Source organism: Rhodoblastus acidophilus, assembly GCF_900187365.1.
GTDB classification, from domain to species: domain Bacteria; phylum Pseudomonadota; class Alphaproteobacteria; order Rhizobiales; family Beijerinckiaceae; genus Rhodoblastus; species Rhodoblastus acidophilus.
This window is the reverse complement of the sequence record NZ_FYDG01000001.1, coordinates 1,127,291-1,153,283: the sequence shown is the minus strand read 5'-3', so window position 1 is coordinate 1,153,283 and position 25,993 is coordinate 1,127,291. Positions and strand designations below refer to the sequence as shown.

The following is a 25,993-nucleotide window of genomic DNA, read 5'->3' as shown; positions in this document are numbered from 1 at the left end:
CCTTTCGCCCGAATTTAGGCCCGCGCCCGGCGCGCCGCAATCCGGCGAGGGCGCAAGCGCGCCCTTGCGTCGGGTCAGGCGGCGAAATCGCGTACAAAGCTCTCGACGGACTGGCGCAAAGCGCCCGCCTGATCGGACAAGCGTTGCGACAATTCGCGGAGGTCGGCCGAGGAGGCGTCGGTCTGTTCGGTCGCGGCGCTGACGCCGCTCATGGATTGCGTCACGCGCGCCGCGCCCTCGGCGGCGGAGCGGCAATTGACGGCGATTTCCTGAGTCGCCGCGCGCTGCGCCTCGACCGCCCCGGCCATGGTCCCGGCCACTGCTTTCACATCGCCCATCACCTGGGCGATGGCGCCGATCGACGCCACGGCGCCGTCGGTCGCCGCCTGGATGGTGGCGACCTTGGCGGCGATGGCCTCGGTGGCGCGGCTGGTCTGGCTGGCGAGATCCTTGACCTCGTTGGCGACGATGGCGAAGCCCTTGCCGCTCTCGCCGGCGCGCGCCGCCTCGATGGTCGCGTTCAGCGCGAGCATGTTGGTCTGTTCGGCGATGCCGCGGATCAGCGTCACCACCTCGGCGATGGCCTGCGCGGCCCCGGCGAGGCCGGAGATGTTCGATTCGGACGCCTGCGCCTCGCCATAGGCGTGGTCGGCCACTTTCGCCGAATGTGTGACATGGGCGCTGATGTCGCGCGTCGCCTGGGCCATGGTTTCGGACGAATGCGCGGCGGCGCTGACATTGGCGGCGGCCTGATCGGCGGCGTCGACCACGGCGCCCATTTCGCGCGACGCGTTGCGCGCATTCGCCGAAAGGGTTTTCGCCGATTCGGCCAGGGATTGCGAGGCGGTGACGAAGCCGGCCGCCAATTGCTGCATCCGCGCCACAAACGTCTTCGCCAGCGCATCGCGCCGCGCCAGCGCGTCGCGGTCGGCGCGATCGCGCGCCGCGCTTTCGGCCTTGGTCGTTTCGCTTCGCCGCAGCGCGCCCCGCATCAACTCCAGCGCCCGCGCCATCTCGCCGAATTCGTCGGCGCGCGCGAGGCCGGCGGTTTCCGCGTCGAGTTCGCCGGTGGCGATCCGCCGCATCGACCGGTCCAGCCCCGCCGCGCCCGCGGTGATGTTGCGGCTGACCAGCACGCTGAAGCCGGCGGTCGTCAGCAGCAACAGCGCCATGCCGCCGATCGCCGCGACGCGGAACAGGCTGGTGACGTTGTCAAAGGATTCGTCGGCGTCCCGCGAACTTTGCAGCAGGCTGTCGCGCATGGTGGCGAACGGCGTGTTGATCGCCGTGACGATCTCGTCGATCTTGCCGTCCAGGGCGCGAATCTCCTCGTCGAGTTCGGTCTTGGCTTCGAGTTGCGGCAGCATGGTCTGCTGAAGGCCGCGACCAGTTTCTCGATCTTCTCCGCCCCGGCTTTCAGGGCGTCCCGCTACGCCGGATTGAGCTTGAGGGTTTGAAATTGCGCGACCAGCGCGCGTTCGGCGGTCAAGGCCTCGGGCCAGTCCCGCTTGGCGGCGGCGAAATCATGGTTGATCTCGGCGTCGGCGATGATGCGGTAGAGTCGGGCGCCAATGCCGGCCCCCTGCTGCGCCTTGTAGGCGTCGGCGGCGGCGTTGACGGCCGCGTCCTGGACGACGCGGAACTGGTTCACTCTGAACCAGAGGCCGCCGGACGCCAGCGTCATGACCGTGCAAAATGCGATCGTCATCAAGCGCAATTGGGTGTTGATGGTCAGTTTCATCGGAATATCTGGGAGAGGGACGCAGGCGGCGCCGAGCGAGTTTTAACCCGCCCGCCTTGCGCGACGCTTGAGGTCGCGTTCCGGCTGCTCTATCCCTGACTTATCGAGCGCCGCACGCTTCGCGCGCGAGGGATTCGCATGCCTGGAAAAAAAATCTATCTCGCCGGTCCCGAGGTCTTCCTGCCCGACGCCGTTGAGATCGGCCTGCGCAAGAAGGCGCTGTGCCAGGAATTCGGCTTTGTCGGGCTGTATCCGCTCGATCACGAGGTCGGGGAGGGCGAGGGACGCGACGCGCGCATCTACGCCGCCAATCTCGCCGCGATCGCGCAGGCCGACGCCGCCATTTTCAACTTGTCGCCGTTTCGCGGCGTCAGCGCCGACCCCGGCACGGCGTTCGAACTGGGCCTGTTCGTTGCGCGCGGCAAGCCGGCGTTCGCCTACAGCAACGATCCCGCCGATCTGTTCGACCGCGTCGCCGAGGCGTTCGGCGCGCATCAAACGCCGCAGGGCGTCTGGTGCGACGCCCATGGCTTCGAGATCGAGAAATTCGGCAATTCGGATAATCTCATGCTGGATTGCGCGCTCCGGGCGTCGGGCCAGTCGGTGCTGCGCCCAGAGGTCAAGGCGCCGATCGAAGACCTCGCCCTGTTCACCGCCTGCCTGCGCAAGGCGCTGTTGAAATTCGGATTTTGACGAACATGCAGACACGACAGCTTGGCCGCAGCGGCCTGAAAATATCGGAAATCTGCCTGGGCACCATGACCTATGGCCAGCAGACCGACCGCGCCGACGCCTTCGCCCAGATGGATTACGCCGTCGCCCACGGCGTGAATTTCTTCGATACGGCGGAGCTTTATTCCATCCCGCCCCGCGCCGAGACATCCGGCTCGACCGAAACCATCATCGGCGAATGGTTCGCGGCGCGCAAAAATCGCGACAGGATCGTGCTCGCCAGCAAGGTGGTGGGCCGCACCGCCATGCCCTGGTTTCGCGACGGCGCGGAGGCGCGGCTCGACCGCGCCAACATTTTCCGCGCCGTCGAAGGCTCGCTCAAGCGGCTGCGGACCGACTATATCGACCTCTACCAGTTGCATTGGCCGGACCGGCCGATGGTTCTGTTTGACGGTCTGTCCAACGCCTATGAGGATCGCGGCGGGCCGGACGGGGTGTCGTTCGAGGAGACCGCCTCGGCGCTGCAAGAGTTGGTCGCGCAGGGCAAGATCCGGCATTTCGGCCTGTCCAACGAAACCCCCTGGGGCGTCGCGCAATTCCTGCGCGTCGCCGAGGCGGGCGTCGGGCCGCGTCCGGTTTCGATCCAGAACGCCTATCATCTGCTCAACCGCCAGTTCGAGATCGGCCTCGCCGAATTCGCCTTCCGCGAGCAGGTTGGCCTGTTGGCCTATTCGCCGCTGGCGCAGGGCTTTCTCACCGGCAAATATTTGCATGGCGCCCGGCCGCCGGGCGCGCGCAGCACCCTGTTCGACCGGGGCCAGCGCTATGAAAAGCCGGGCGTCGACGCGGCGATCGAGGATTATGTGGCGCTGGCGAAAGAGTTCGGCCTGCATCCCGTGCATCTGGCGCTGGCCTTCGTCACGTCGCGCCCCTTCGTCACCGCCAATATCGTCGGCGCGACCAATCTGGAGCAGTTGAAGATCATTCTCGACGCGCCGCACGAATTGCCGCCGGAGCTGCTGCGCCGCATCGACGCCATTTACCAGTTGCGCGGCAATCCCGCGCCGTAATCGGGCGGCGGCCGTGTCGCCGCCCGTTTCGGGTCGTCGCGGTCACGCCGCCGATTGGGCCTGCAATTTGCCCAGGAGGACCTTGTTCAGGGCGCCGGGCGGCAGGGCCAGCCCCGCCTGGTCGTCGTGAATCCACTTCACCTTGGCCGGGGTCTCCTGCCCGTCCGAGAAGCGCAGCATCACCGAGCCGCCCTTGGGGATTCCGGTCGCGGGCGCGACTTTCGCCCCGGACCGGCTGACGTCGAACACTTTGATCGGCAAAACGCCGTTCTCGGTCACCAGCTCGGCGGGCGCGCAAATCTGGTGCCGCTCGGTGTCGCGGCGGTCGAGCGGGCCCTTGCGCAGGCTGACGAGGAAATCGCCGACGGTCGCGTTGAGGCGGCCGCTTTCCTCGCCGATGGCGCTGGCCGCGCCGGTGACGTCGCGCGCCATGCCCAGGCTCTGCTTCGCCGTGGCCTGGATGCCGGTCAGGGCGTCCAAAACCTGCCGGGTGAGCTGCAGCGTGGTTTGCAGATGCTGGGCGATCTCGCCGGCGCCGACCACCTGGCTTTCGATCTGCGGCAGGGCCGCGCCGGTCACCTCGTCGATGTCGGCGATGCGCGCCCCGATCTCGCCGGTGGAGGCCACGGCGGCGTGGGTCGCCTGCTCGACCTCGGCGATCAGCGAGCCGATCTCCTCGGTGGCCCGCGTGGTCTGCTCCGCCAGCGACTTGACCTCGCCGGCCACCACGGCGAAGCCGCGGCCGGCCTCGCCGGCGCGCGAGGCCTCGATGGTGGCGTTGAGCGCCAGCAGATTGGTCTGCACCGCGATCTTGTTGATGATCCCGACAATGGCGCCGATGCGCGTCACCGCGCCGCTCAGGCTCTCGACCGCCTGTCCGGTCTTGTCGGCGGCGGCGACGGCGTCGCGGGCGATATCGGCGGTGCGGCGCATCGAGGCGCCGACGTCCTGGGCCGAAACGGCGAGCCGGTCGGCGGAGTCTTTGACCGCCTCGACGCTGCCCGAGGCGGTTTCGGCGGCGGCGCCGAGGCCGCTGGCGCGCGCGCCGGTGGCGTCGCTGCCCTGGGCCAAAGATTGGGCGAGGCCGCCGATGCCGCCGGCGGAGGCGGCGAGTTGCTCGACGATCCGCCCGATCTGCGTCGAAAACTCCTCGGTGGACATGTCGAAGGCGGAGACGCGGGATTCGATCGCGTCGGCGGCTTCGTTGATGGTGGTGGCCGAGTGCAGCAGGGCGCCCTTGAGGCCGTCCGGCAGGATGCGGCGGAAATAGTTGTTCTTGCGCATGGCTTCGAGCGAGGCGGTCGCTTCGCGCATATACGCGTCCACCACATCCGCCATATCGTTCAGCTCTTCGAGAAACGCCCCGGTCTCGCCGCCCTCAGTGACGTCGGCGAGCCGGGTTTCGAAATCGCCGATCGTCACGGCGCCGCACAGGCGGCGCCCCTCAGCCACGACCTGCGCGATCCGCTTCAAGGCGAGCCAGCCCGCCAGGGCCGCGAGCGCGCCGAGACCGCCCAGGCCGGCCGCCAGCAGCGTATGATCGGCGAGGCTCGCCGCAACGCTGGCGGCGCAGGCGGCGCTTCCCACCGCAACCGCCGCCCGCGCTTCAGAGAGAGAAGACCATTTCATCATAACTGCGCGCCTTGCTTTGGACGATGTCGGTGAATTGACGGTAAGACGCTGCGAGGCCGTCCTTGGCGTTGGCGGTCGCCTTTTCGGTCTTCAACAGGGAGGCGTAGAGCGGGACGATGGTTTCGCTCAACACGCGGCGATCCGGCGCCCGGCGGTTGGAATGGAAGCCGAGGAACGCGCCGCCGTCGTCGAAGGACGGCGTGACATGCGCGAACACCCAGTAATGGTCGCCGAGCTTGGTGATGTTCTTCACGTAAGTGAAGACCTCATGGCCTTCGAGAATGCGATCCCACATGAATTTGAAAATCGCGCGGGGCATGTCGGGATGGCGCACGACGGAATGGGGCGCTCCGATCAATTCCTTGGCGGAATAATGAGAGATATCCCGGAAAGCGCGATTAACGTAAGTCAGCCGCCCCTTCAGATCTGTTTTGGAAACGATGAAGCGGTCGCGTTCAAAAAATACTTCACGGTCGGTCGGCGTAATCTGGGTTTTCATCGGCAGGTCTCGATTGACGCTCGTCAAGCGTAGACTTGCGACCTTGCCTGTGGCTGGAGCGGCCGAATGCGACCGCCCCCTCGGAGCTTAAGGCTTCAGCGATTCAATATAGGCCACGATGTCCGCGATCTCTCCCCGCGTCAGGCTCATATCCGGCATTTTCGGGTGCGGGTCGATCAGGAACGTCCGGAGTTGTTCTCCGCTCTTGCGCTGCGCGATGTCGCAAAAGGTGGGGACGTCCACGCTCGCCCGATTCTGGTCCATGGCGACGACATGGCAGGCGGCGCACCAGCGTTGCGCGATTTTCTTGCCGCTGGCGATGTCGGCCGCCGCGAGCGGGACGGTGGTTGCAAGGGTCAGCACGAGTGCAAGGGCTGCGCGGGCCATGGGCGACTCTCCTCATCGGCGCGGATCGAAGCGCTGAAATCAAGAATAGCGCAATTGGCGCGCCAGCGCTTGCGCCAGCTCAAAAGACCCTTGCGCCGGCTCAAAACGGGCGGGCGCAACCGGGGCGGAAATCGAGCGTTACGCAAGGGACGGAGCTTGCGCCGTCGTCAAACCCCGGAGACGCCATGCGCTTGCCGCTGAAAAATTGCGCCGACCTGACCGAGCCGCAAAGGCGGCTTTACGCCGACATGAAAGAGGGCATCGCCACGAGCTTCACCGGCTTCACCGCCATTGACCGCAATGGCGCGCTGATCGGCCCATGGAATCCCTGGATCAGTTTTCCCGATTATGGCGGTCCGGTCTGGGCGCTGGTCAAGGCGCTCGCCAGCGCGCCCAAACTGGCGCGGCCGCTGCGCGAAGTGGCCATTCTCGCCACCGGCGCGAAATTCCATTCCGCCTACGAGATTTACGCCCATGTGCTGGTCGGCGAGGCGCGCGGCCTGTCCGACGCAAAAATCGCCACCATCGTCGCCGGCCAGCGACCGGCGGACCTGACCGAGGACGAGGCGATCGTGTTCGATGTCGCCACTGCGCTGGCCGCCGGCCCGCTGCCGGCCTTGCCCTATCAGCGCGCCGTCAAGGCGTTCGGCCTCGAAGCCACGGCGGAGCTGATATATCTCGTCGGCCTCTATTGCATGGTCTCGACCACGCTGAACGGTTTTAACGTTCCGCTGCCGGATGGGGAAGACGTTTAGAGTCTCTTGTTTTGACGCGTTTTCTTCATGCGAACGGGCCTCCACTTCGCTTGAAAACGCTATGCGCCCGCCCGATTTCAGTCGGGCGTGGCTTGCTGCGGCTGGTCGCCTTCGGGCGCCGGCTGCTGCGCCAGCACTTCGACGTCGCGATCCTCGCCGGAATGAACCCGGAACGTCGCCTGATAGGTCTTGTTCTCGTGGCGGGCGATGGCGATGTATTCGCCTTCCGCCAGCACCAGCGAGGGGAAGGCGCCGATCATTTCGCGGATGACGTCGCCGCCCGGCGTCAGCACGGAAAAGGCGGTGTTCGCCAGCGCCTCGCCGCCCGGCGCGTTGACGAGTTTCAGCGTCATGGTGGCGGCGCGATGGCGCAACTCGCCGGAGGTCAGCTTGCCCGCGATCACGCGCAAATCGGCGTAGATCACCGAATTGGTGGCGTTGGCGCCGCCGACGGCCGCGTCCATCAGCTTGGAGACGACGTGATAATTGCCCTCCGGCAGGCAGACGGATTCGCCCGCCTTGAGACTGGGCAGGATCAATTTGGCTTCCGGGTCGGTCGAGGAGGGCAGGTAGACCTGGATCACCAGCTTGGACGGCGGGATACCGGCGTCGCCTAGCATGCCCGCGAGTTTTAGGCCGCCCGCGTTCATCACCAGCTTTTGCGACATCGGCGCGGCGCCGACCGTGATCCGCTTGGCGATCCCGGCGAGGCCGCAGGCGGCGTGCACGATATAGTCGCCGTCGTCGAGCGGCACGACCGGCGTCGCTTCGCTGGATTCCGCGATCAGGGGATAAGCGCCGTCGGCTTCGGCGCGCGCGGAAAACACCCGCCAGGTGACGCCGGAGCGAATCGGCTGGGAATCGCTGGGGGCGTAAACGGCGCTCAAGGTCACGGGCGCGCCGGCGCAGGCGGGCGCGCACGCGAACAGGACGACCGGCAGCGCGAGGCGCCAGAAGGTCATGGGCTTTGTCATCTCCGCACAATGGCCGTTCTGCATCGGTTTACAAAGCGACATTTTTGCGGCCAATGTCGCGGCGACCGCATTCGGGACCTTGCGTCGAAGGATCGCCATGAACGACACGCTGAACCTGCTCGCCCGCCGCCGCTCCGCGCCGCCGCCGATCATGAAGGGGCCGGCTCCGACCCGCGACGAGGTCGCGCAAATGCTTGCGATCGCGGCGCGCGTTCCCGATCATGGCAAGCTGGCGCCGTGGCGCTTCATCGTGTTCGAGGGCGAGGCCCGCGCCCGCGCCGGCGCGCTGTGCGCCGAGGTTTTTCGCGCGCAAAATCCGCAGGCGGGCGAGGAAAGGCTCGCGGCGGAACAGGCGCGGTTTTCCCGCGCGCCGCTGGTGGTGGCGGTGGTGTCGCGCGCCGCGCCGCATGTGAAAATCCCGCTCTGGGAGCAGGAAATGTCGGCGGGCGCGGTGTGCATGAACCTCACGGTCGCCGCCGTGGCGATGGGCTACCGCACCGCCTGGCTCACCGAATGGATCGCCTATGACCGCGACATGCTCGACCGGCTCGGTCTGGAGGCGCATGAGAAGATCGCGGGCTATATCCACATCGGCCGCGTCGAGGGCGAGATTGAGGATCGCGCCCGACCGGACGTGGCCGCGCTGACTCAGTGGTTTTGAGTCAGGCTTAAGGCGAGCGGCGGTCAGTAATCGCCGCCGCCGACCAGCGGACAAATCGCGCCGGGCGCGCATTTCGCCTTGGCGGCCTTGCCCTTGCCCGCCTTGCCCTTGCTCTTGACCGGAACGAGCGGGGCGGGCGCGGACAGGCCGGAGGGCGCCGGCGGCAGGGCGAAGGCGGGCGCGGCGAGGGCGCAGAGCAGGGCGGAGGCAAGCAAGATTCGCATTGGGGCGCTCCTGGAAAATGTCGCAATGACTCCAGACGAATTTGCCCGCCCGTGGTTCCTTCGTCAGCCCCACCACCAGGCTTCGGCGATCACGGCGGCCTCGCCGGCGAGGATGGCCGCGAACACCGAACGGCCGAATCCGAAAAACGCCGCCGCCGCGAACACGAACGCGCCCCCGCGCGCCCACAGCGGCGCCGCCGCCAGCTCCCGCGCCGGGGCCGCGACGATCTTGTAAACCACGCCGACCAGCAGCGCGGTGGCGAGGCTGCGCACGAAACGAAAAACCTCGGAGTCCTCGTCGATGCGATGCGCAAGGGCGACCGACAGCCAGCGCCAGACCTCGCTGGGCAGAAAGCCGAGCAGGACGACTGCGAGATAGGGCGCGGCGACCGGATCCAGGCTCACGCCGCCGCCTTTCGCGCGTAAAAGCCGACGAGCCACGCGCCGCCGCCGCCCAGCAGCGCCACCAGCGGCAGGTCGAAATCGCCGCCGACCGTCGCTTCGGCCAGCGGCGCCAGCACGACCCCGGCGCCGATGGCCAGCCAGTCGGCGCCGTCGCGCGCGGCCCGCGCCGTGGCGGCGAGAAAGTAGAAGGGCGACAACGTCATCAGGCCGGCCGCCAGCGGCCCGGGAATGGCGGCGGTGAGCCAGTAGCCCAGCCCGCTGGCGAGCGTGGTCAGGGCGACGCAGGTCAGGGCGAAACCGAAGAAGAACGGCATCCGCCCCTCCCGCTTCATGTCGGGCAGGCGGCGCAGCGATTCGGTCCAGACCGTCACCGCGATGAAATGCGCGGCGAGCGCCAGCACCCACCGCCGCGTGCGCGGGCCGCGCAGCATGGGCAGCACCGACAGGCACATCGGCAGCAGGCGGACCGAGGACAGACTCACAGCCAAAGCGATGGCCGCCGGCGCCGCTTTCGCCGCCAGGGCGCCGAAGAACAGCACTTGTCCCGGCCCCGCCCAGATCAGCGCGGTCGCCAGCATGGCGGCGCCGGGCGGCATATCGGCCGCGCGGGCCAGCGCGCCGGTGCTCATCAGCGACAGCGCGACATAGAACGCGGGGCCGCTCAAGGCGGTCCGCGCGCCCGCCTTCAGCCAGTTCCTGTCGTCCGGCCCGAGCCAGGCGCTAAAAGGCAAGGCCTCAGACTTCCGCGAGCCGCTCCAGACGCGGCAGGTCGAGCAGGCGCACGCCGTCCGGCACGATGACGATGGTCTTTTCCCGCGCCATGCGGGTCATCATCCGGCTCACGGTTTCGACGGTGAGGCCGAGATAATCGCCGATGTCGAGCCGCGTCATCGGCAACGGCACATGCACCGAGGGACCGTTGATGCGCGCATAACGCTTGCGCATGCCGACCAGAAAGGCGGCGATCTTCTCTTCCGCCGTGCGGCGGCCGAGCACCACCATCTGCTCCTGCGCCAGCCCCAGCTCATGCGAGGCCATGGCCATCAGCCGCCGCAGCAGGCGCGGCTTGCCGTCGATCATGTCGCTGAAGCCCACCCGCGAGAACTGGCACAGCTTGGCCGGGGTCAGCGCGTCGGCCGTATAGCCGTGCGTCGGCTCGAAATCGAGACCGAGGAAGTCCCCGGGCATGGCGAATCCGACCACCTGCCGCCGCCCGTCCGGCAACAGTTTCGACAGGCGCAGCGCCCCCGAGGTGAGATTATAGACGAATCCCGCCTCGCGCCCCTGTTCGAAAATCGTGCTCTTGGCTGGGTAACCCTGAGTACGGCCGATGCGTTCGAGCGCTTCAAGCCCTTCGGGGTCCAGCGCGCAGCACACGCTCTGGTCCTTGATTTCGCAGTCGCAGCAGTCGAGTCCAGGACTCGGCGGCGGCTTGTGCGTGTTGCAGGGGATGATGCGTGTATTGGTTTCCAGACGCCCAAACACCGTTTCCACAAGGGCCTTTTCGACCAGACTCTCCAAGTCGCGCTCCCCCAACTGACCGCCACGGCGCCGTTTCGGCTCCTACCGCAGGGGACAAGTCTAGCATCGAAAACGGGGCGCACAAGTTTTTGATCCTCGTCAACGACAAACATTCATTTCGTCGTCACCCAAATTGAATTCTCCCAGACGCTTGTTTCGTCGTTCTGGGGGCGGTTTTGCCGCCGTATTGCTTGCCCTTCGCGGTTTCCGGCTTTAAGGCTCTCCGGCATCGCGCGTCGATTTGTCGCGTGGATCGTTTCGCCCCCGGACGAACGACCCGAAGCAAAAGGGGTGCCTGTCGCCATGGCCGAGGCTCATAACGGCGCGCGCCGGCTCGAGCGAATCCACTTCCTGTCCTCCGGCACGCCCGCGGCCGACGAGGCCCGCGCCCGGCTGGTCGGCCGCTATGGCGACGTCCATTCCGACGAGGCCGACGTCGCCGTGGCCCTGGGCGGCGACGGCCTGATGCTGCAGACGCTGCATCGCTTCATGGGGCGCGGCATCCCCATCTACGGCATGAACCGCGGCTCCGTCGGCTTCCTGATGAACGAGTTCCGCGAGACCGGCCTGCGCAAGCGTCTCGCCCAGGCCCAGAGCACCATCATCAATCCGCTGAAAATGGCGACGGAGACCACGCGCGGCGAAATCCGCGAGGCGCGGGCGGTCAACGAAGTGTCGCTGCTGCGCCAGTCCGCGCAAGCCGCCAAACTGCGCATTTTCGTCGATGGCCAGATCCGGCTGGCGGAACTGACCGCCGATGGCGTGCTGCTGGCGACGCCGGCGGGCTCCACCGCCTACAACCTGTCAGCCGGCGGGCCGATCCTGCCGATCGAGGCCCCGCTGATGGCGTTGACCCCGATTTCCGCCTTCCGTCCCCGTCATTGGCGCGGCGCGCTGCTGTCCAGCAAGGCCGAAGTGGTGATCGAGGTGCTGGAGACGGAAAAGCGGCCGGTGGCGGCGGTGGCCGACCACACCGAATTCCGCGACATCGCGCGGGTGGTGGCGGCGCTGGACGACACGACCGGGCTGGAACTGCTGCACGATCCCGGCCATTCCATGGAAGAACGCATTCTGCGCGAACAATTCAGGCATTGATCATGACGAAACTGCGCGATCTTGAAGAAAAAGTTCTGGTTTCCGACAAATATTCCTATTCGAGCGTCACCTATCAATTGCAGCGCGGCGAAGGATGGGAGGCGCACAAGCGCAGCCTGTTCCGCCGTCCCGACGCGGTGACGGTGCTGCCCTACGATGGCGAACGCAACAAGGTGTTGCTGATCCGGCAATTCCGGCTGGGCGCGCATATGAACGACCACTCGCTGAGCCTGCTGGAGGCCTGCGCCGGCACGCTCGATCCCGGCGAGGATCCCGAGGCCTGCATGCGCCGCGAGGCGATGGAGGAGATGGGGCTGGAAATCGGCGACGCCCGGCTGTTGTTCGAGGCCTTCGTCAGCCCGGCGGCCACCACGGAAAAGCTGCATTTCTTCGTCGCGCCCTACGCCCCGGCGCAGCGGGTCGCAGCCGGCGGCGGGCTGGAGGAGGAAGGCGAGGACATCGAGGTGATCGAAGCGGATTTTTCCGAAACGCTGGCGCAAGCCGGCAAGGGCGAGATCCGCGACGCCAAGACGCTCACGCTGCTTTACTGGCTGCATGCGTCCGGGCTGATGGCGCGCTGAAGCGCGCCGCAGGCGCCTCGCCTCAGGCGGCGATCAGCTCGCGCTCCAGCGCCTCCAGATCGACCATCACGCCGCCTTCGTCGTCCTGGCTGTCCGGGCGCAGCGTCAGCGTGGCCGGCAGGCCGAAGGTCACGGTCGACGAATCCGCCTCGGGCTTGGCCTGGATGCGGGCGACGTCGCGCCGGCCCTTGTCGCGGGCGGCGTCAAGCTCGAAGCGGCGCAACAGCGAGATCACATTGTTCAGCCCGGCCGCCTCGCCGCGCGCCATGGCTTTGGCGCAATCGGCCAGCACGGCCTGGATCAGCGGCAGGCGCAGCGCGCCCTCCTCGGCGTCGTCGTCGGCGCGGATTCGCGCCCCCGCCGCCAGCGCGGAGCGGAAGGCGACCAGCAGGCCGGCGGGGAAGCCGGCCTTCAGATAGACGGCGGCGAAGGCGTCCGACCAGGGTTCGCGCGCCAGACCGGCGACGCGGCGGGCGCTCAGCCCGGACAATTCCGCCAGCGTCGCCTCGAACAGCCCGCTCTGGCCGCACATCAGGCCGCGCAGCGTCACGGCGGGGGTGAGCTGCCCGGCGGCGCGCAGATAGGCGGCGAGCGCGGCGGTTTCCTCGGAATAGCCGGCGCAGCCGGCGGCGATGATCATGGTGGCGCGGTCGCGGCCCTCCTGCGCCATCCGTTCGCCGCGCGCGGAGCTGACCCATTGCCGCGACACCACGAAGGCGGTCAGCGCCCGCGCGGCGGCGTCGGCCAGCGCGGCGCGGGCGGCGGCGGGCAGCCAGGCCCGCCCGATCAGCGCTTCGCGCACCTCGCCGTCGTCGCCGAACCGTTCGACCATGCGGCGCAGGGCGAAATCGGGAACATGCGCGGTTTCATTCACCGCCAGCGCGATCGCCGCCTCGCGCCCGGCGATTTCCGCCAGCGAGCCGCAGACGGCCGGCGCCAGCTCCGGGCGCAGCGCGATGGCCGCCTGGGCGGCGCTGTCGCCGACCGCGGCGCAATCGATCAGATCGGCGTCGGACAGCAGGGGCGAGCGCGCCAGCACCCGGGTCGAAATATCGGAATTGTCGCGGGCGAGTCCCTGGATCACCGCCGCCGGCGCGTCGGGCGATCCGGCGAAGGCCTCGGCCAGCGCGCGGCGCGGCAGCGGCGACGCGTCGTCGAGCAGGGCGTAAAACGCGCTTTCGGCCTCCCGACGGTCGGTCGGGGTCATTTCGCTGTAAAGATAGGCGCGGGCCAGCGCCGCGGCGCCGTCGGCGCGCGCGGCCGCCGAGGCCCCTAGCGACCACTGGATGAATTTGCGGACGATCATGCGCGAACCTGACTAACTCGACCGGCGGGGCGCCGTTTGGTTAAGTAATCATCTGAAATCAAGGTAAACACTGGCTTAACGAAGCAAACCCGCTTAAAAAAAAGGCTTTGCCGGATTTGGGCGAAAGGCCCCCAAGCATAAACACAGCCGGGACCTCGTCGGAGCCGGCGCCCGCAGGGAGGTGAGGATGCGATCGATTTTTCTCGTTCCAGCCGGAGACGGCGCCCGGTTCGAGGCGGCGCTCGCCAGCGTGGCCGAGGCCGTCGCCATCGACGTCAGCGAGGGCGGGGCCTCCGAGGCGGCTTCGATGCTGAAAACGCTGCGCGATGGCGGCCGGCGCGCGCTGGCGCGCATCCACGCGCTGACGTCGGGCCTCGCCGATTCCGATCTCGACACGGTGATGGCGCAGGCGCCTTACGGCATCATTCTGCCCCAGGCCTGCGGCGGGCGCGACGTGCAGCATCTCGGCGCCAAGCTGGCGGTGCGCGAGGCGGAGAATGGCCTGGAGGACGGCTCGACCCGCATTCTCGCCGCGGCCGCCGATCTGCCGGAGGCGATTTTCGCCTTGGGCGCGATGGCGCGCCCTTCGCGGCGGCTGGTCGGCCTGATCTGGGACCCCGCCGCGCTGGCGGGCGCGCTGGGCGTGGACGAAGACTCCGACGTTCTCTCTTACGCCCGGGCGCAACTGATATTCGCCGCCGCCGCCGGGGGAACCCCGGCGCTGCTCGACGCCAGCGCCGTGCTGGAGACGCTTTCGGAGGCGCGGCGCGGCGGCTTCGCCGGCGCCCTGGTCGCGAATGCGGCGGCGGCGGAAGCGGCCCAACGCGCCTTTCGCTGACCGCCGCCAGCGGGCGGGGCGGCGGCCCAATCTTTCGGAGGCGCGGGTTCAGTCCAGCGCTGCGCGGATTTTCGCGGCGTGGCTTTCCAGCAGGGCCGGTTCGGCCATGGCGCCGCCGTGGGGGCGCAGCGCGACGCCTTCCCAGCGCGGAATCACATGAAAGTGCATGTGGAACACGCTCTGGCCGCCGGCCGGTTCGTTGAACTGGTGCAGCGTGACGCCGTCCGCCCCCATGCCCTTGACCACCGCCCGCGCCGCTTTCTGTACGCGCAGGATCAGGTCCGACAGCGCCTCCGCCGGCAGGTCGAAAATGTTTCGTCCGGGGGTTTTTGAAATCACCAGCACGTGTCCGTCGGCGCGGGGCATCACGTCCATGAAGGCGAGGGCCTTCTCGTCCTCGAACACTTTGACGCAAGGAATGTCGCCACGCAGGATCTTGGCGAAAATATTGTCGGGATCGTAAGCGACGGCCATGGAAAAGTCCTTTCACCTCCGTTGCGATGCGGAGACAGCGTCAGGAGACTGACCAAAAAGCTCCGGCGGGGTCAATCGCAAAAGCGCCGCAGACCTCGGCTCACTCTTTTCGGAACGGGGTATGGCCGGCATATTCGGCGATGACCTCGTCCACCGCCTCGGCCTCGCGCGCGAAAAAATCCACCGCCGCGGCGGCGAGGCGGGGGTCGCTGAATTCGTGGGCGGAAAAGGTCGCCACCGGCTCATAGCCGCGCGCCAGCTTGTGCTCGCCCTGCGCGCCGGCCTCCACCCGCTTCAGCCCCCGCGCCAGGGCGAAATCCACCGCCTGATAGTAGCACAGCTCAAAATGCAGGCAGGGGTGGTCCTCAAGGCAGCCCCAGTTGCGGCCGTAGAGCGCATCGTCGCCGATCAGGTTGAGCGCCCCGGCGATCAGCCGCCCCTCGCGCCGGGCCATCACCAGCAGGACGCGGTCGGCGAGCTTTTCGCTCAGCGCCGAGAAAAAGGCGCGGGTGAGATAGGGCCGGCCCCATTTGCGGTCGCCGGTGTCCATGTAGAAGGCGAAAAACGCGTCCCAATGCGCCTCGGTCAGATCGGCGCCGGTGACCCATTCCACCGAAATTCCCGCCGACAAAGCCTGCTCGCGCTCTTTGCGGATCGCCTTGCGCTTGCGCGAGGCCAGCGCGTTCAAAAAATCGTCGAACGAGGCGTAGCCGCGATTGAAGAAATGGAACTGCTGGCCTTTTCGCGCGATCAACCCGGACTCGCGCAGAAAATCCATGTCGGGGGCGTCGGCGAAATTGACATGCAGCGAGGAGGCGCCGAGCTTGTCGGCGAGTTGGCGCAGGCCGCCGAGCAGGACCGCGCGCGCGCCCTCCGGCGCGTCGGCGGCGACCAGCAGCCGGCGCCCGTTCACCGGCGTGAACGGCGCGGCGCACAGAAGTTTGGGGTAATAGCGCCCGCCCGCCCGGGCATAGGCGTCGGCGAGGCCGTGGTCGAACACATATTCGCCCTGCGAATGGCTTTTCAGATAGGCCGGCGCGCAGGCGGCCAGACGGCCTTCGCTCTCGACCAGCACATGGACGGGGCTCCAGCCGGTGCGCCCGCCGACGCTGCCGCTCGTCTCCAGAGCGTGGAGAAATGCGTGGCTGATGAAGGGGTTGAACCGCTCATCGCCTTGAAGGCCGGGGGGATTGGCGCAGGCGTCCCAGGCGTCCGGGGCGACTTCGGCGAGGTTTTGCGCGATGCGCAGGCGAAATTCGGTCATGGCGCCAAGATGGGAGCAAGAGCCGCGCCATTCCAGTGCGGCGCGCGGCCGAGTCACACATCCTTTAGCCAGCCTTCGGCGACGGCGTAGCCCACCAGCTGGACGCGGCTGTGAAAACCCAGCTTGTCCATGCCGCGCGCCTTGTAGGTTTCGACGCTTTTCACGCTGAGAGTCAGCCGGGTCGCCAGTTCCTTGTTGCTGTAGCCCAGGGCGGCCAGCCGCAGCACTTCGATCTCGCGTTCGCTCAAGTCGACGCCGGGATCGGCGGCCTCCCCGGGCCGGTTCACGAGTCCGTCGATGGCTTTGCCGGCGATCGCCGGATCGAGATAGATGCCGCCTTCGGCGACCGAATGAATGGCGCGGCGCAGATCGTCCGACACCGAACGCTTGAGCACATAGCCGACCGCCCCCACCTCAATCAGCTTGCGGAAATAGGACCGGTCCTCATGCACGGTCAGGATGATGACCTTGCAGGCCGGGCATTCGCACCGCAGCCGCCGGGTGACGTCCACCCCGTTCATGCCGGGCATTGAAAGGTCCAGCACGATCACGTCGGGCTTGAGTTCGATCGTCATGCGCAGCGCGGCGCGTCCGTCGCGCGCCTCGCCGACGATTTCCAGGCCGGGGTCGTCCTTCAGCAGCGACCTGATGCCGTCGAGCACCAGGGGATGGTCGTCGGCCAGAAAAACGCGCAGTTTTGGTTCGGGAACTTCGGTCATAGCGGCGCCTTCACGAACAGCGTGCAGCCGCGCCCCGGCGCGGATTCGATCTCCAGCGACCCCGAGATCAGCGACAGGCGCTCGCGCATGCCGAGCAGGCCGAGCCGCGCCGCCGGCGTGCCCGCCCGCACGGGATCGTCAGGGGCGAAGCCCCGGCCGTTGTCCTCGATGATCATGCGGACCTCGTCGTCGCGCGCCTCCAGCAGCACGCCGACCCGCGTCGCGCCGGCGTGCCGCGCGATATTGGTGATCGCCTCCTGCAGCACGCGGTAAAGCGCGGTCTCCACCGCCGGGGCGAGCCGCCGGTCATTGAGCGCAAGACGCAGATCGAACTGCAGGTTCAGCCGCTCGCTCCAGGTTTCGACGAAATGCTGGATCGCGGTCTGCAAGCCGAGATCGTCGAGCGCCGTGGGCCGGATCTCCCAGGCCAGCCGGTTGACCTCGGAGCCGACGCCCTGGGCCAACTGCCGCAGCGCCGTCAGGCGGTTCTTTTCGCCCGCGGGCAGGGCGGGGCCGAGTTCGTCGAGGCCGAGTTGCAGCAGCGTCAGGGTCTGGCCGAGGCTGTCGTGCAGCTCCCGCGCGATCCGCAGCCGCTCGGCTTCCTGATCCTCCACCGTCGAGCGCAGAACCAGCGACAGCTCGGTCTCGGCCACGGCGCGGCGCTGGCTTTCCTGTTTCAATTCCTCCAGCCGGCGGTCCAGCTCGATCGCCAGCGCCTCCTGCCGCGCCCGCGCCTCCTCCCGCTCGCGCGCGACCTGATCGATGCGCTTGAGTATCACTTCCAGCAGGGACACGCGCAGCGTCTGGGCCGCCTCGACGTCCACATTGCGCCAAGGCGGCGAGTGATGCCGCACCGACTCGCGCCATTCGTCGAAACTTTTCCTGGGCGTGAGGCGGGCGCCGTTCGGCCCGTGCTCCACCGGCTTGGCCGGGTTGCCGGCCCAGGTGACCGTCCGGACCGCCTCCGGGCGGAACCACAGCACGTAATCGCGCGGAAATTTCGACACCGAAAGGGCGACGATGCCGCTGGCGACGTCGGAGAATTGCGCGGCGGGCGGATAAACCTGCGGCAGCCGGTCGGTGAAATAGACGCCCTCCGCCACATTCTTGTTGAGCCATGCGACCAGTTCTGCGACTTGCCGGGCGTTCGGCGTCTGGCCGAGCTGGGTGTAGCGGCCGTCGAACCACAGGCCCACGCCCTCGGCCGGGATGTAGTCGAGCAGGTTGGGGCGGCAGCGGATCAGCCCCTCGGCCAGATCGCCCTCCTGGCTCATCCGCGTCACCAGTTCCTCATGCACGCGCTTGCTGCGCAGCTGCGCTTCGAAATCCTCGGCGGCGACCCTTGTCTCCAGTTGCGAGGAGGCCATTTGCGCGAACAGCTCGCAGGCCATGCGCAGCCGGTGCGTCAGGAAGCGCGGCGTGCGATGATGGCAGGCGATCAATCCCCAGAGACGCCCGCCCAGGATGATCGACAGCGACATTGAGGCGGTCACGCCCATATTGTGCAGATATTCGAGGTGAATGGGCGAGACGCTGCGGATCAGGCTGTAGCTGAGGTCCAGCGGCTGGCCGTCGCGCGGATTGACGGTCGGCAAAATGGGCGCGGCGGTGTAGCGGGCGTTGGGGATCAGCCGGATCCAGCTCTTGAGGTAAAGCGCGCGCGCCTGCCGGGGAATGTCCGACGCGGGATAATGCAGGCCAAGGAACGAGTCCACGGCGGGATCGCGCGCCTCGGCCTCGACCACGCCGCTGCCATCGGGCAGGAAGCGATAAACCATCGCGCGGTCGAAGCCGGAGACGCGGCGCACCTCCTCCGCCATGCTCTGGCAAAAGGCCTGCGGCGTCGTCGTCTGCTGGACGCGTTGCAGCATGGTCTGCATCAGGCCGAGCGCGTCTTCGGGGCTTTTCTCCTGAACCGGCTCCAGCTCCAGCACCACCAGTCCGCTGCTTTCGTGCGCCAGCGCGTCGATCATCCGCCCGTCGCGCGACTCCAGCGTCAGCGCGTGCAGCGGCCGCACGATCGGGCCTTCGGTCGCAAGCAGCAGGCGCACGCGCTGCGTCAGATTCTGTGGCAAAACGTCGGACAGTTTCTGGCCGAGCAAGCTCCCGGGCGGGCCTCCCAAAATGCCCTGCGTGTCGCCGCCGGCCTGAACGATTTGAAAAGTCTCGGGGTCGAGCGCCAGCAGCGCGCCGTGCGGCTGCACGGAAGCGGGAATGTGGATCGGCTCCCGATCGCAGCTGGTGAGGTCCAGGGCGTTTGGCGTGGCGCCTCCGTTCGCGGGCGGGGGACGCTCCGTCTCATGGGGCTGTTCGCCGCTCATGGCGCGCACGCTTGAGGTTTCGAAAGCATCGACCCGCCTCCTCCCTCAAGGACCGACGACGTCAGCCGTTCGTCGTCGGATCGAATTGTCCGCAAGCTCGGGGCGGGTCTCCGCAATTGAGACGCGCGACGCCGGCAAAGCCTTGACCTCCACATTAGGATGAAAGTTCCCGGAGGGAAAGCGTGGAACCGCCCGACGCGCCTCAGGTAAAACCCTGACATCCGCCCTCGGGCGATTCCGTGTCGTTTTGTCGGTGAAACATAGAAGTTTGAATTGCCGCAGCGTGAATGTCGCTTCAGGTCGAAAAATCGGCCACGCGATCCCTGGGGAACTTCCCCCAGCGAAAAGCCAAAACGCCCCAGGCCGCAGTGGCGAATTCTCTGACAGCGCCGGAGTGTCACCCTAAATTGACATATTGAGGCGTAAATATATCATGACACTTGCGTTAACGATTTCAGGTATCACACTGATACTTAAGGCGTTTCGCCGCTCGGTCGCTGGAGCGTCGACCTGCGTGCAGGTTTAGCACGATAAGAAACAGCGGCGCATGTTGAGAGGTGGTACAATGGCTGAAGTTCTGACTTCGGAGCAGGCGGAAGAGCTCCACAAGCACGTCATCGATGGCACGCGGGTTTTCCTCGTGATCGCCGCGATCGCGCATTTCCTCGCCTTCACGCTCACCCCCTGGCTGCACTAAGGAGTCTCCGTTATGAACCAAGGCAAGATCTGGACCGTCGTCCCCCCGGCTTTCGGCCTCCCCCTGATGCTCGGCGCCGTCGCCATCACCGCTCTGCTGGTGCATGCGGCCGTCCTGACCCACACCACCTGGTATGCCGCGTTCCTGCAGGGCGGCGTCAAGAAGGCCGCCGCGATCGAGCACATGCAGGCTCCGGTCGCCTCGCTGCCGAGCAACGTCTCCATCAACTGAGATGGTCGATGTGATCCGGCGTCGCCCGATCATGTGAAGCCACGACGTCATTGGCAGGCGTCTGACGACGCCTGCCGCGCCCTGGTATGACGAGGCGATTCGACGGGCAGGCTCCCAGGACATGCGGCGCGTCCACCGCCGCTCCGGGAGGCCGGTCGAACGCATGGGCGCCGTGGTCTTGCGACGTCTTTTCAATGGATGCGGCCGTTGTCGGCAGGCTCGGCCGAATTCTTGAAATTGGGATGCGCCGGTCGGCGTCCGCGCGACGCCGGCCGTTGTCGCGTTTTTGGGCGCCGGGTTCAGCCATGCGCGAGGGTCAGCGTCTGGCCGAATGGCGGCTGGGCCAGGGCGTGCGATTCCGGCACCGCCCAGATCAACGGCCATGCCGGCTCGAACCGCGCCGGTCCCTCCAGATCGGTCAGCACCACGCCGATGTCGGGCCGATAGAGGTCGGCCTGTTCGAGCAACGGGGTGAAATCGGTGCCGCCGCCCCCGGCGAACGCCGGATTGGCCAGATCGAAATCGCTCAGGCCGAACCGTCCCGGCCGGAAAACCTCGACATGGCGGACGCGATCGTCGCCGATCACCAGAACCAGCCCGGCCTCCTGCCGTCGGCTGATCGCCGCGATCTCCGTGGCGAAGCGTTGCAACAGCGCGTCATCGACCGAGCCGGACACATCGACGATCACGGCCAGGCGCGGCTCGGTCCGGTTGGCGCAGGTTCCCGGCTCGAACGGCATGCGCCGGGCGCCGGAGCGGCCCTGGTTGGCGATATAGGAGCGCGTCGGCCGCGACCACGACAGCGCCTGTTTGCGCGACAGCCCCTTGGCCAGCCGCGTGCGCAGCACCTCCCGCCACGGCGTGCGGGTTTTCGGCAGATCGGCGATCAGCTCGCGCATCATGGAAAATTCGCCGTCGCCGGCATGGCCGCGCATCAGGCGTTCGCTCCATTCGCGCGCCTGTTCGGCTTCCAGCTCCGGCGCGGTCTCGTCCGGGCCGGGCGCGAGATCCGGCTCGGTTTGCGCGCCGAGCGCCCGCACCCGCGCCGCGCGCGGCCCGTCTTCTCGCGGGATCGGCCGATCCGGGTCGTCGCCCGCCCGCGGCGAGGAACCGCCCGCCTTCGAGCGGGACTGGCTGGTCCGAGAGCCCGATTCGGACTTGCGTCGCCCGCTCTCGTCCGCGCGGTCGTCAATGCTGCGGTAGAGCCGTTCGACGTCCCATTCCAGCAGGGCCGTCTCCGCGTCGCGCTTCAAGCCCAGCGCCTGCGCCAGAATCTGTTCGAGATAGACCGAGCCGCGCGGCAGTTTCAGCCAGCCAAGATGCGACAGCGTGCTGTTGACGATGGCGTCGGCGCAGATGTTGAACAGCCGCATGTCCATATCGCCGAGCAGCCGCCGCAATTCCAGCGCGCGCTGCGGGTGGCGCAACGCGATATGCAGAACCTCATGCGCGACGAGGCCGGTCTGTTCCGGCAGGCCCAGCCGTGCGAAGGCGGGGCCGTAGTACAGCGTCTCGCCGTCGGTCAGCACCGTCGGCGCGTCGGCGTCGTTGCGGTCGCGGTGGCGGACCCACAGCGCGAGGCCGCCGCTGGAGGGGGCGAACTCCACCATGCGCTGCACCGCGCGCACGCCCCGATGCGCCGAATCGTCCATGAGATCGTCAGGCATCGACGCCATCGCGGCGCCGCGCCTCGGCGTAACGGCGGTAGGACGGGCTGTCGAGAATCGCCGCTTCGAGGCCGCTGGCGAGCGCGCGCTGCATCAGCAGCTCCATCGCCAGTGTCTGGGCCTCGCGCGCCGGCAGCGCGACGCCGCCCCTTATGTCTGGCAATTGCTCCAAAATCTCGGCGGCGCGCGCGACGGCGCGGTCGTCGGTGCTCGCGGCCAGCAGCCCGTAGACCATGCCATAGAGGCCGTCGAGCGTCCGGGGCAGCAGGGCGGCGGTCTCCGCGCCGGGACGCGCCGCCATCAGGCGCAGCACATCGGCGCCGGCCTGGATCTCGCGCAGCACGCCGAAAAACTCGGCGGCGTTGGCGGCGCCGATGCGGCCCTGCACGAACACCCGCTTGGCCGCCTCCGACAGGCCGGACTTCAGCACATTGGAAATATCCTCCCAGCCGCGCGGGCTGGCGCCGATCAAATGGTCCGCGGCGATCTGCGCCTGGGTGTCGTCGAGCTTGTCTGGCCGCACCTTGAGATAGGCCATCACCTCCGGCGCGAAATTGTTGGCGCCGGCGTGATCGAGAAAGGCGTCGATCGCCGTCTGCACGTTGAAATGGAACATGCGGTCGGCCAGCGCCGTGCCCATGTCGTGGCTGATCGCGCCGTGGAAACTGGCGTTGCCGGCGGCGATCACCTGCCAGCCGTCCGGCAGGATGTAATTGCCGACGCGGCGGTCGAGGATCAGCGAATAGGCGGAAATTTGCAGCCGCTGGTCGGCGGCGGTGAGTTCGTCGAGAAACAGCAGGCCTTCCGGGCTGTCCGGCGTGGGCAGGAATTCCGGGGGAAACCACACGGTCTTGGCCAGCGCGTCGTCGGCGTAGATGGCGCCGCGAATGTCGACCGGCTCGATGGTGGTCAGGCGCAGGTCGATGAGGGGAACGCCGAAATGCGCGCCGACCTGCCGGACGATGGAGGATTTGCCGACGCCGCGCGTTCCCCACAGCATGGTGGCGCGGCGCCGCAGCGTCGGATCGCGATATTGCTCGATCAGCGCGGCCTTGGCCGTGGCGATGGAGACAGGCGGGATGTTCATGGGATTGCCGCGCATCAGGCCTCACCTAACGCGGCGTCGTCGGGGGCCTCGCCGCCGGCCCGGGAAGGGAACCATGAAGGCTTGCGCGAGGCGCGCGGCGGCGGCGGAAACTCCAGCCGCGGGATCTCGCGCATCGTGAACAGCAGGCCCAGCAACACCGTGGGCAGGTTGAAAATCAGCATCGCCAGCATCGAATCCTGGGGAATGTCGACGAAGGCGGTGGCGATCGCGCCGGCCATCAGGACCACGACCACCAGAATCGGGATCATGCGCCGGAACACCACCATCCAGCGCGCCCGGACGAGCCTTTCATGAAAGCGATGCGGCGGCTCGGCCAGCGTCCGGTTCAGATGCGCCACCGCCGTCTCCAGCGCGGCCTCGACCCGGCGGCTGCGTTCGGGCTCGCGGCCCGGCGCGCGAACGGAGCCGACCCAGCCGTTTCCGCGCCGCCGCAGCGGTTTCCAATCCCAGCCCAGAGTGGCCAAAATGTCGTCCGGCAGGTCGGGCGGCGGCTCCGCCCCGGCTTGATCGGTCAGCGGCGTCAGCTCGATCTCGGCCGGATAGCCTTGCACGGTGGACGGCGTCACCCGCAGAACCAGCCCGCGCAGACGCGCCACGGCCAATGTCAGCGTCAACGGCGGCGGCCCCGGGCTGGAGGGGGCGGGCGGCAGCCGATAGCTTCGGGCGATGGGGCGGTCGCCGATCCATTGAAAATGATCGCGCGGCGGAACCCTGTCGATGCGGTCGAGCAATTCGGCCGCGTCGGGGCCTTCCGTCGTCAGATCCGCCGCCTCGCCGGTCGCCAGCGTCACAGTTCGGCGCAGCCGATAGAGGTTGGGCCGCGGATTTTCCAGCGACAGGATTTCGCGGGCGCCGTCGAATTCGGGCGCGCCGCCTTCATGCACGATCGGCTGGAACGTCAGGCGACGCGCCATGCGGTCGCTGGCGGCAAGATCGACATGGCGGCCGCGCCGGGCGAACGGCTCGATCAGCCGCAGGATTTCGTGGTGGGTGAAGGGGCGTTCCGTCACGCCGTCCAACCCATGCGGAATTGCAAGTTCGAAGTTCTCAACGAGCAGACCTCCCGTCTTGCGGGCGTCACACACTTCCCGAAGTTTGCAAACCCATGCGTCGCCGTCTGGTTCCACGGCGCGCGGCGGGGGGCGCTTCTACACGATCCGCGTCGTCACCTCTCCCACGCCCTCGATTTCGCCATGGAGGACGTCGCCCGTCAAGGCGGGACCGACGCCGGCGGGCGTGCCGGTGAAGATCAGGTCGCCCGGCGCCAGTTTCACATAGGTCGAGAGGATGGCGATGATTTCGGGAACCGACCAGATCATGTCGGCGAGATCGCCGCTCTGGCGCGGCGCCCCGTTCACGGTCAGGCTGATGCGGCCTTGGCCGACGCGCCCGGTCTGGCCGATCGGGCGGATGAGGCCGAGCGGCGCGGAAACGTCGAACCCCTTGGCCATGTCCCAGGGACGGCCGGCCTTTTTCGCCTCGGCCTGCAGGTCGCGGCGGGTGAGGTCGATTCCGGCGGCATAGCCGAAAATGAGCGCCTCGGCGGCCTCGGCCGCGATGTCTCGCCCGCCGCCCGCCAGCGCGACCACCAGTTCGATCTCGTGATGCAGATTGTGGGTGAGGCTGGGGTAGGGCGCGTCCGCGCCGTTCACCGCCAGGGCGTCGGCGGGCTTGGTGAAGAAAAACGGCGGATTGCGCTGGGGATCGCCGCCCATTTCGCGGGCGTGGTCGGCGTAATTCTGGCCGACGCAGAAAATGCGCCGCACCGGAAACAGGCCCCCGCCGGCGACGGGCGCGCAGGCCTGGGGCGGCGGGTCGATCACATAGTTGGTCATGTTCGCCTCATCGCGCCGGCTGGGGCGCCGGCTCCTCCACTTCGCGCTCGACCACGGGCAGGTTGAGCAGCGCCGAAATCACCCCCAGCGCGATCGACAGCAGCCAGACCGACAGGTAGGAGCCGGTGGCGGCCCGCGCCCAGCCGCCGAGCAGCACGCCGAGGAAACCGCCCAACTGGTGCAGGAAAAAGGCGAAGCCGTAAAGCATGGACAGGTTGCCGGCGCCGAACATGCGCCCGATGGCGCCGGAGGTCGGCGGAACCGTGGACAACCACAACAGGCCGGTGACGGCGGCGAAGATCAGCGTCGATTCCCAGGTCGCCGGCAGGGCGATGAAGACGGCGGTGGCCAGCGCGCGGGCGAAATAGATGAAGGCGAGGATATAGGGGCGGTGCAGGAAGCCGCCGAGCCAGCCGGCGAGCAGCGAGCCGAAAATGTTAAAAACGCCGACCAGCGCGAAGGCCCAGGCGCCGAGTTCCGGCGACAGGCCGGCTTCGACGACATAACGCTGGAAATGCACGGTGATGAAGGCGAGCTGGAAGCCGCAGGTGAAGAAGCCGGCTGACAGCAAGACATAGGATTTATGCCTCAGCGCCCGGCGGAACACCGCGCCCTGGCCGCCCTTGGCCGAAAAATCGCCGCGCGGCGTTTTTAACGCGAAGGCCAGCGGCGCGATCAGCACGGTGACGCCGGCGAAAATCAGGCAGGTCGTCTCCCAGCCGTGGGTCGCGACGAGGCCCCCGGCCAGCGGCGAGAACAAAAATTGCCCGAACGAGCCGGCCGCCGTCGCCGCGCCGAAAGCGTAGGAGAGCCGCTTGGGCGGCAGCAGCTTGGCGAAGGCGCCGAGCACGAGATTGAACGAGGCGCCGGACAGGCCGAGGCCGATCAGCAGCCCGGCCGACAGGTCGAAGGCGAGGCCCGACGGCGCGACGCTCATCAGCGCGAGGCCCAGCGCATAGAACAGGCCGCCGAAGATCAGCACGGGGCGGGCGCCATATCGGTCGGCCAGCGCCCCGGCGAACGGCTGGCCCAGCCCCCACAGCAGGTTCTGCAGGGCCAGAGCAATGGCGAAATGGCCGGCGCCCCAGTCGCGGCTGGCGAAAATCGGCAGTTGGAACACGCCCATCACCGAGCGCGGCCCGAACGAGATCAGCGCGATCAGGCAGCCGGCGACGGCGACCAGGGCGGGGGACAGGCGAGGAGAGTCCGATTGGCTCATCCTTGCGAAATAACACAGTTGACGCGGTGTGTCCTTGCGCGCCTGCGAAACGCCTTCGCCGATTTCGCAAAAGCTTCGTCTGGCCTTCTGATAGTCT

29 protein-coding genes are annotated in these 25,993 nt (G+C 67.7%); 9 read left to right on the top strand and 20 right to left on the bottom strand.

Annotation, left to right across the window (positions count from 1 at the left end):
* Window positions 1-74: 74 nt before the first annotated feature.
* Both CFB24_RS04950 and CFB24_RS04945 read right to left on the bottom strand, forming a co-directional pair.
* The gene (locus CFB24_RS04950) at window positions 75-1,367 is read right to left on the bottom strand and encodes a methyl-accepting chemotaxis protein (protein ID WP_088519401.1); all 1,293 of its coding nucleotides are present in this window, start codon (window positions 1,365-1,367) and stop codon (window positions 75-77) included.
* Between the two features lie 62 nt (window positions 1,368-1,429).
* Window positions 1,430-1,741 (bottom strand): hypothetical protein, encoded by a 312-nt coding sequence (locus tag CFB24_RS04945; protein WP_088519400.1) that lies wholly within the window; start codon window positions 1,739-1,741, stop codon window positions 1,430-1,432.
* Between the two features lie 138 nt (window positions 1,742-1,879).
* Here CFB24_RS04945 and CFB24_RS04940 point away from each other — a divergent pair, with 138 nt between their 5' ends.
* Together CFB24_RS04940 and CFB24_RS04935 are read left to right on the top strand one after the other, a co-directional pair.
* On the top strand, window positions 1,880-2,434 hold the full coding sequence (locus CFB24_RS04940) for a nucleoside 2-deoxyribosyltransferase (protein WP_088519399.1): 555 nt from the start codon (window positions 1,880-1,882) through the stop codon (window positions 2,432-2,434).
* Window positions 2,435-2,439: 5 nt separating this feature from the next.
* Window positions 2,440-3,483, top strand: a complete 1,044-nt coding sequence (locus CFB24_RS04935) for an aldo/keto reductase (RefSeq protein ID WP_088519398.1) — start codon at window positions 2,440-2,442, stop codon at window positions 3,481-3,483.
* Between the two features lie 42 nt (window positions 3,484-3,525).
* Here CFB24_RS04935 and CFB24_RS04930 read toward each other — a convergent pair whose 3' ends face one another.
* The 3 genes from CFB24_RS04930 to CFB24_RS04920 form a co-directional block, all read right to left on the bottom strand.
* On the bottom strand, window positions 3,526-5,112 hold the full coding sequence (locus CFB24_RS04930; protein WP_176440409.1) for a methyl-accepting chemotaxis protein: 1,587 nt from the start codon (window positions 5,110-5,112) through the stop codon (window positions 3,526-3,528).
* Window positions 5,090-5,614, bottom strand: a complete 525-nt coding sequence (locus tag CFB24_RS04925; RefSeq protein ID WP_088519396.1) for a PAS domain-containing protein — start codon at window positions 5,612-5,614, stop codon at window positions 5,090-5,092. Before CFB24_RS04925 ends, CFB24_RS04930 begins: the two co-directional genes overlap by 23 nt.
* A gap of 87 nt (window positions 5,615-5,701) precedes the next feature.
* Window positions 5,702-6,001 (bottom strand): c-type cytochrome, encoded by a 300-nt coding sequence (locus tag CFB24_RS04920; RefSeq protein WP_088519395.1) that lies wholly within the window; start codon window positions 5,999-6,001, stop codon window positions 5,702-5,704.
* A 185-nt stretch (window positions 6,002-6,186) separates the two neighbouring features.
* Between CFB24_RS04920 and CFB24_RS04915 the strand changes: the two genes are divergently transcribed.
* Window positions 6,187-6,756 (top strand): carboxymuconolactone decarboxylase family protein, encoded by a 570-nt coding sequence (locus tag CFB24_RS04915; protein ID WP_088519394.1) that lies wholly within the window; start codon window positions 6,187-6,189, stop codon window positions 6,754-6,756.
* Window positions 6,757-6,833: 77 nt separating this feature from the next.
* Here CFB24_RS04915 and CFB24_RS04910 read toward each other — a convergent pair whose 3' ends face one another.
* Complete coding sequence (locus CFB24_RS04910; protein WP_244593179.1) at window positions 6,834-7,718, bottom strand: hypothetical protein; 885 nt, start codon at window positions 7,716-7,718, stop codon at window positions 6,834-6,836.
* A 109-nt stretch (window positions 7,719-7,827) separates the two neighbouring features.
* Here CFB24_RS04910 and CFB24_RS04905 point away from each other — a divergent pair, with 109 nt between their 5' ends.
* The gene (locus CFB24_RS04905; RefSeq protein ID WP_088519392.1) at window positions 7,828-8,391 is read left to right on the top strand and encodes a nitroreductase family protein; all 564 of its coding nucleotides are present in this window, start codon (window positions 7,828-7,830) and stop codon (window positions 8,389-8,391) included.
* A 23-nt stretch (window positions 8,392-8,414) separates the two neighbouring features.
* Here CFB24_RS04905 and CFB24_RS04900 read toward each other — a convergent pair whose 3' ends face one another.
* From CFB24_RS04900 to CFB24_RS04885, 4 genes are all read right to left on the bottom strand, one after another.
* Window positions 8,415-8,615 carry a hypothetical protein gene (locus CFB24_RS04900; protein WP_088519391.1) on the bottom strand — a complete coding sequence of 67 codons (201 nt, stop codon included), beginning with the start codon at window positions 8,613-8,615 and terminating at the stop codon, window positions 8,415-8,417.
* Between the two features lie 63 nt (window positions 8,616-8,678).
* Entirely contained in the window at window positions 8,679-9,020 is a 342-nt protein-coding gene (locus tag CFB24_RS04895) for an AzlD domain-containing protein (protein WP_088519390.1), read from the bottom strand.
* A complete protein-coding gene (locus CFB24_RS04890) occupies window positions 9,017-9,751 on the bottom strand; it encodes an AzlC family ABC transporter permease (protein WP_088519389.1) in 735 nt (244 codons plus the stop codon). The genes CFB24_RS04895 and CFB24_RS04890 overlap by 4 nt, the downstream gene beginning before the upstream one ends.
* Window positions 9,752-9,755: 4 nt before the next feature.
* Entirely contained in the window at window positions 9,756-10,541 is a 786-nt protein-coding gene (locus CFB24_RS04885; RefSeq protein ID WP_244593178.1) for a Crp/Fnr family transcriptional regulator, read from the bottom strand.
* 303 nt (window positions 10,542-10,844) lie between these two features.
* Here CFB24_RS04885 and CFB24_RS04880 point away from each other — a divergent pair, with 303 nt between their 5' ends.
* Window positions 10,845-11,636 (top strand): NAD kinase, encoded by a 792-nt coding sequence (locus tag CFB24_RS04880; protein ID WP_088519548.1) that lies wholly within the window; start codon window positions 10,845-10,847, stop codon window positions 11,634-11,636.
* 2 nt (window positions 11,637-11,638) lie between these two features.
* Window positions 11,639-12,217, top strand: coding sequence for an NUDIX domain-containing protein (locus tag CFB24_RS04875; RefSeq protein ID WP_088519388.1), 579 nt, complete (start codon window positions 11,639-11,641; stop codon window positions 12,215-12,217).
* A 22-nt stretch (window positions 12,218-12,239) separates the two neighbouring features.
* Here the strand turns inward: CFB24_RS04875 and CFB24_RS04870 are convergent, their stop codons facing one another.
* Window positions 12,240-13,523: a DUF2336 domain-containing protein gene (locus tag CFB24_RS04870; protein ID WP_088519387.1), complete on the bottom strand. Its 1,284-nt coding sequence runs from the start codon at window positions 13,521-13,523 to the stop codon at window positions 12,240-12,242.
* 187 nt (window positions 13,524-13,710) lie between these two features.
* On the opposite strand from CFB24_RS04870, the gene CFB24_RS04865 reads away from it, so the two are divergent.
* Window positions 13,711-14,361, top strand: a complete 651-nt coding sequence (locus CFB24_RS04865) for an aldolase/citrate lyase family protein (RefSeq protein WP_088519386.1) — start codon at window positions 13,711-13,713, stop codon at window positions 14,359-14,361.
* Window positions 14,362-14,409: 48 nt separating this feature from the next.
* Here the strand turns inward: CFB24_RS04865 and CFB24_RS04860 are convergent, their stop codons facing one another.
* The 4 genes from CFB24_RS04860 to CFB24_RS04845 form a co-directional block, all read right to left on the bottom strand.
* Window positions 14,410-14,835: an HIT family protein gene (locus CFB24_RS04860; protein WP_088519385.1), complete on the bottom strand. Its 426-nt coding sequence runs from the start codon at window positions 14,833-14,835 to the stop codon at window positions 14,410-14,412.
* A gap of 100 nt (window positions 14,836-14,935) precedes the next feature.
* The gene (locus tag CFB24_RS04855) at window positions 14,936-16,099 is read right to left on the bottom strand and encodes a GNAT family N-acetyltransferase (RefSeq protein WP_088519384.1); all 1,164 of its coding nucleotides are present in this window, start codon (window positions 16,097-16,099) and stop codon (window positions 14,936-14,938) included.
* A gap of 53 nt (window positions 16,100-16,152) precedes the next feature.
* Window positions 16,153-16,818 (bottom strand): response regulator, encoded by a 666-nt coding sequence (locus CFB24_RS04850; RefSeq protein WP_088519383.1) that lies wholly within the window; start codon window positions 16,816-16,818, stop codon window positions 16,153-16,155.
* Window positions 16,815-19,139 carry a GAF domain-containing protein gene (locus CFB24_RS04845; protein WP_088519382.1) on the bottom strand — a complete coding sequence of 775 codons (2,325 nt, stop codon included), beginning with the start codon at window positions 19,137-19,139 and terminating at the stop codon, window positions 16,815-16,817. The genes CFB24_RS04850 and CFB24_RS04845 overlap by 4 nt, the downstream gene beginning before the upstream one ends.
* Before the next feature lie 565 nt (window positions 19,140-19,704).
* Between CFB24_RS04845 and pufB the strand changes: the two genes are divergently transcribed.
* Together pufB and CFB24_RS04835 are read left to right on the top strand one after the other, a co-directional pair.
* On the top strand, window positions 19,705-19,836 hold the full coding sequence (pufB, locus tag CFB24_RS04840) for a light-harvesting antenna LH1, beta subunit (RefSeq protein ID WP_088519381.1): 132 nt from the start codon (window positions 19,705-19,707) through the stop codon (window positions 19,834-19,836).
* A 12-nt stretch (window positions 19,837-19,848) separates the two neighbouring features.
* On the top strand, window positions 19,849-20,067 hold the full coding sequence (locus CFB24_RS04835) for a light-harvesting protein (RefSeq protein ID WP_088519380.1): 219 nt from the start codon (window positions 19,849-19,851) through the stop codon (window positions 20,065-20,067).
* Between the two features lie 299 nt (window positions 20,068-20,366).
* Here CFB24_RS04835 and CFB24_RS04830 read toward each other — a convergent pair whose 3' ends face one another.
* The 5 genes from CFB24_RS04830 to CFB24_RS04810 form a co-directional block, all read right to left on the bottom strand.
* Complete coding sequence (locus tag CFB24_RS04830; protein ID WP_244593177.1) at window positions 20,367-21,734, bottom strand: vWA domain-containing protein; 1,368 nt, start codon at window positions 21,732-21,734, stop codon at window positions 20,367-20,369.
* Window positions 21,727-22,836 (bottom strand): MoxR family ATPase, encoded by a 1,110-nt coding sequence (locus CFB24_RS04825; protein WP_088519378.1) that lies wholly within the window; start codon window positions 22,834-22,836, stop codon window positions 21,727-21,729. Before CFB24_RS04825 ends, CFB24_RS04830 begins: the two co-directional genes overlap by 8 nt.
* Complete coding sequence (locus CFB24_RS04820) at window positions 22,836-23,852, bottom strand: hypothetical protein (RefSeq protein WP_141098351.1); 1,017 nt, start codon at window positions 23,850-23,852, stop codon at window positions 22,836-22,838. Before CFB24_RS04820 ends, CFB24_RS04825 begins: the two co-directional genes overlap by 1 nt.
* A gap of 138 nt (window positions 23,853-23,990) precedes the next feature.
* Entirely contained in the window at window positions 23,991-24,677 is a 687-nt protein-coding gene (locus tag CFB24_RS04815) for a fumarylacetoacetate hydrolase family protein (RefSeq protein ID WP_088519376.1), read from the bottom strand.
* A 7-nt stretch (window positions 24,678-24,684) separates the two neighbouring features.
* Window positions 24,685-25,896 carry an MFS transporter gene (locus CFB24_RS04810; protein ID WP_088519375.1) on the bottom strand — a complete coding sequence of 404 codons (1,212 nt, stop codon included), beginning with the start codon at window positions 25,894-25,896 and terminating at the stop codon, window positions 24,685-24,687.
* Between the last annotated feature and the right edge of the window lie 97 nt (window positions 25,897-25,993).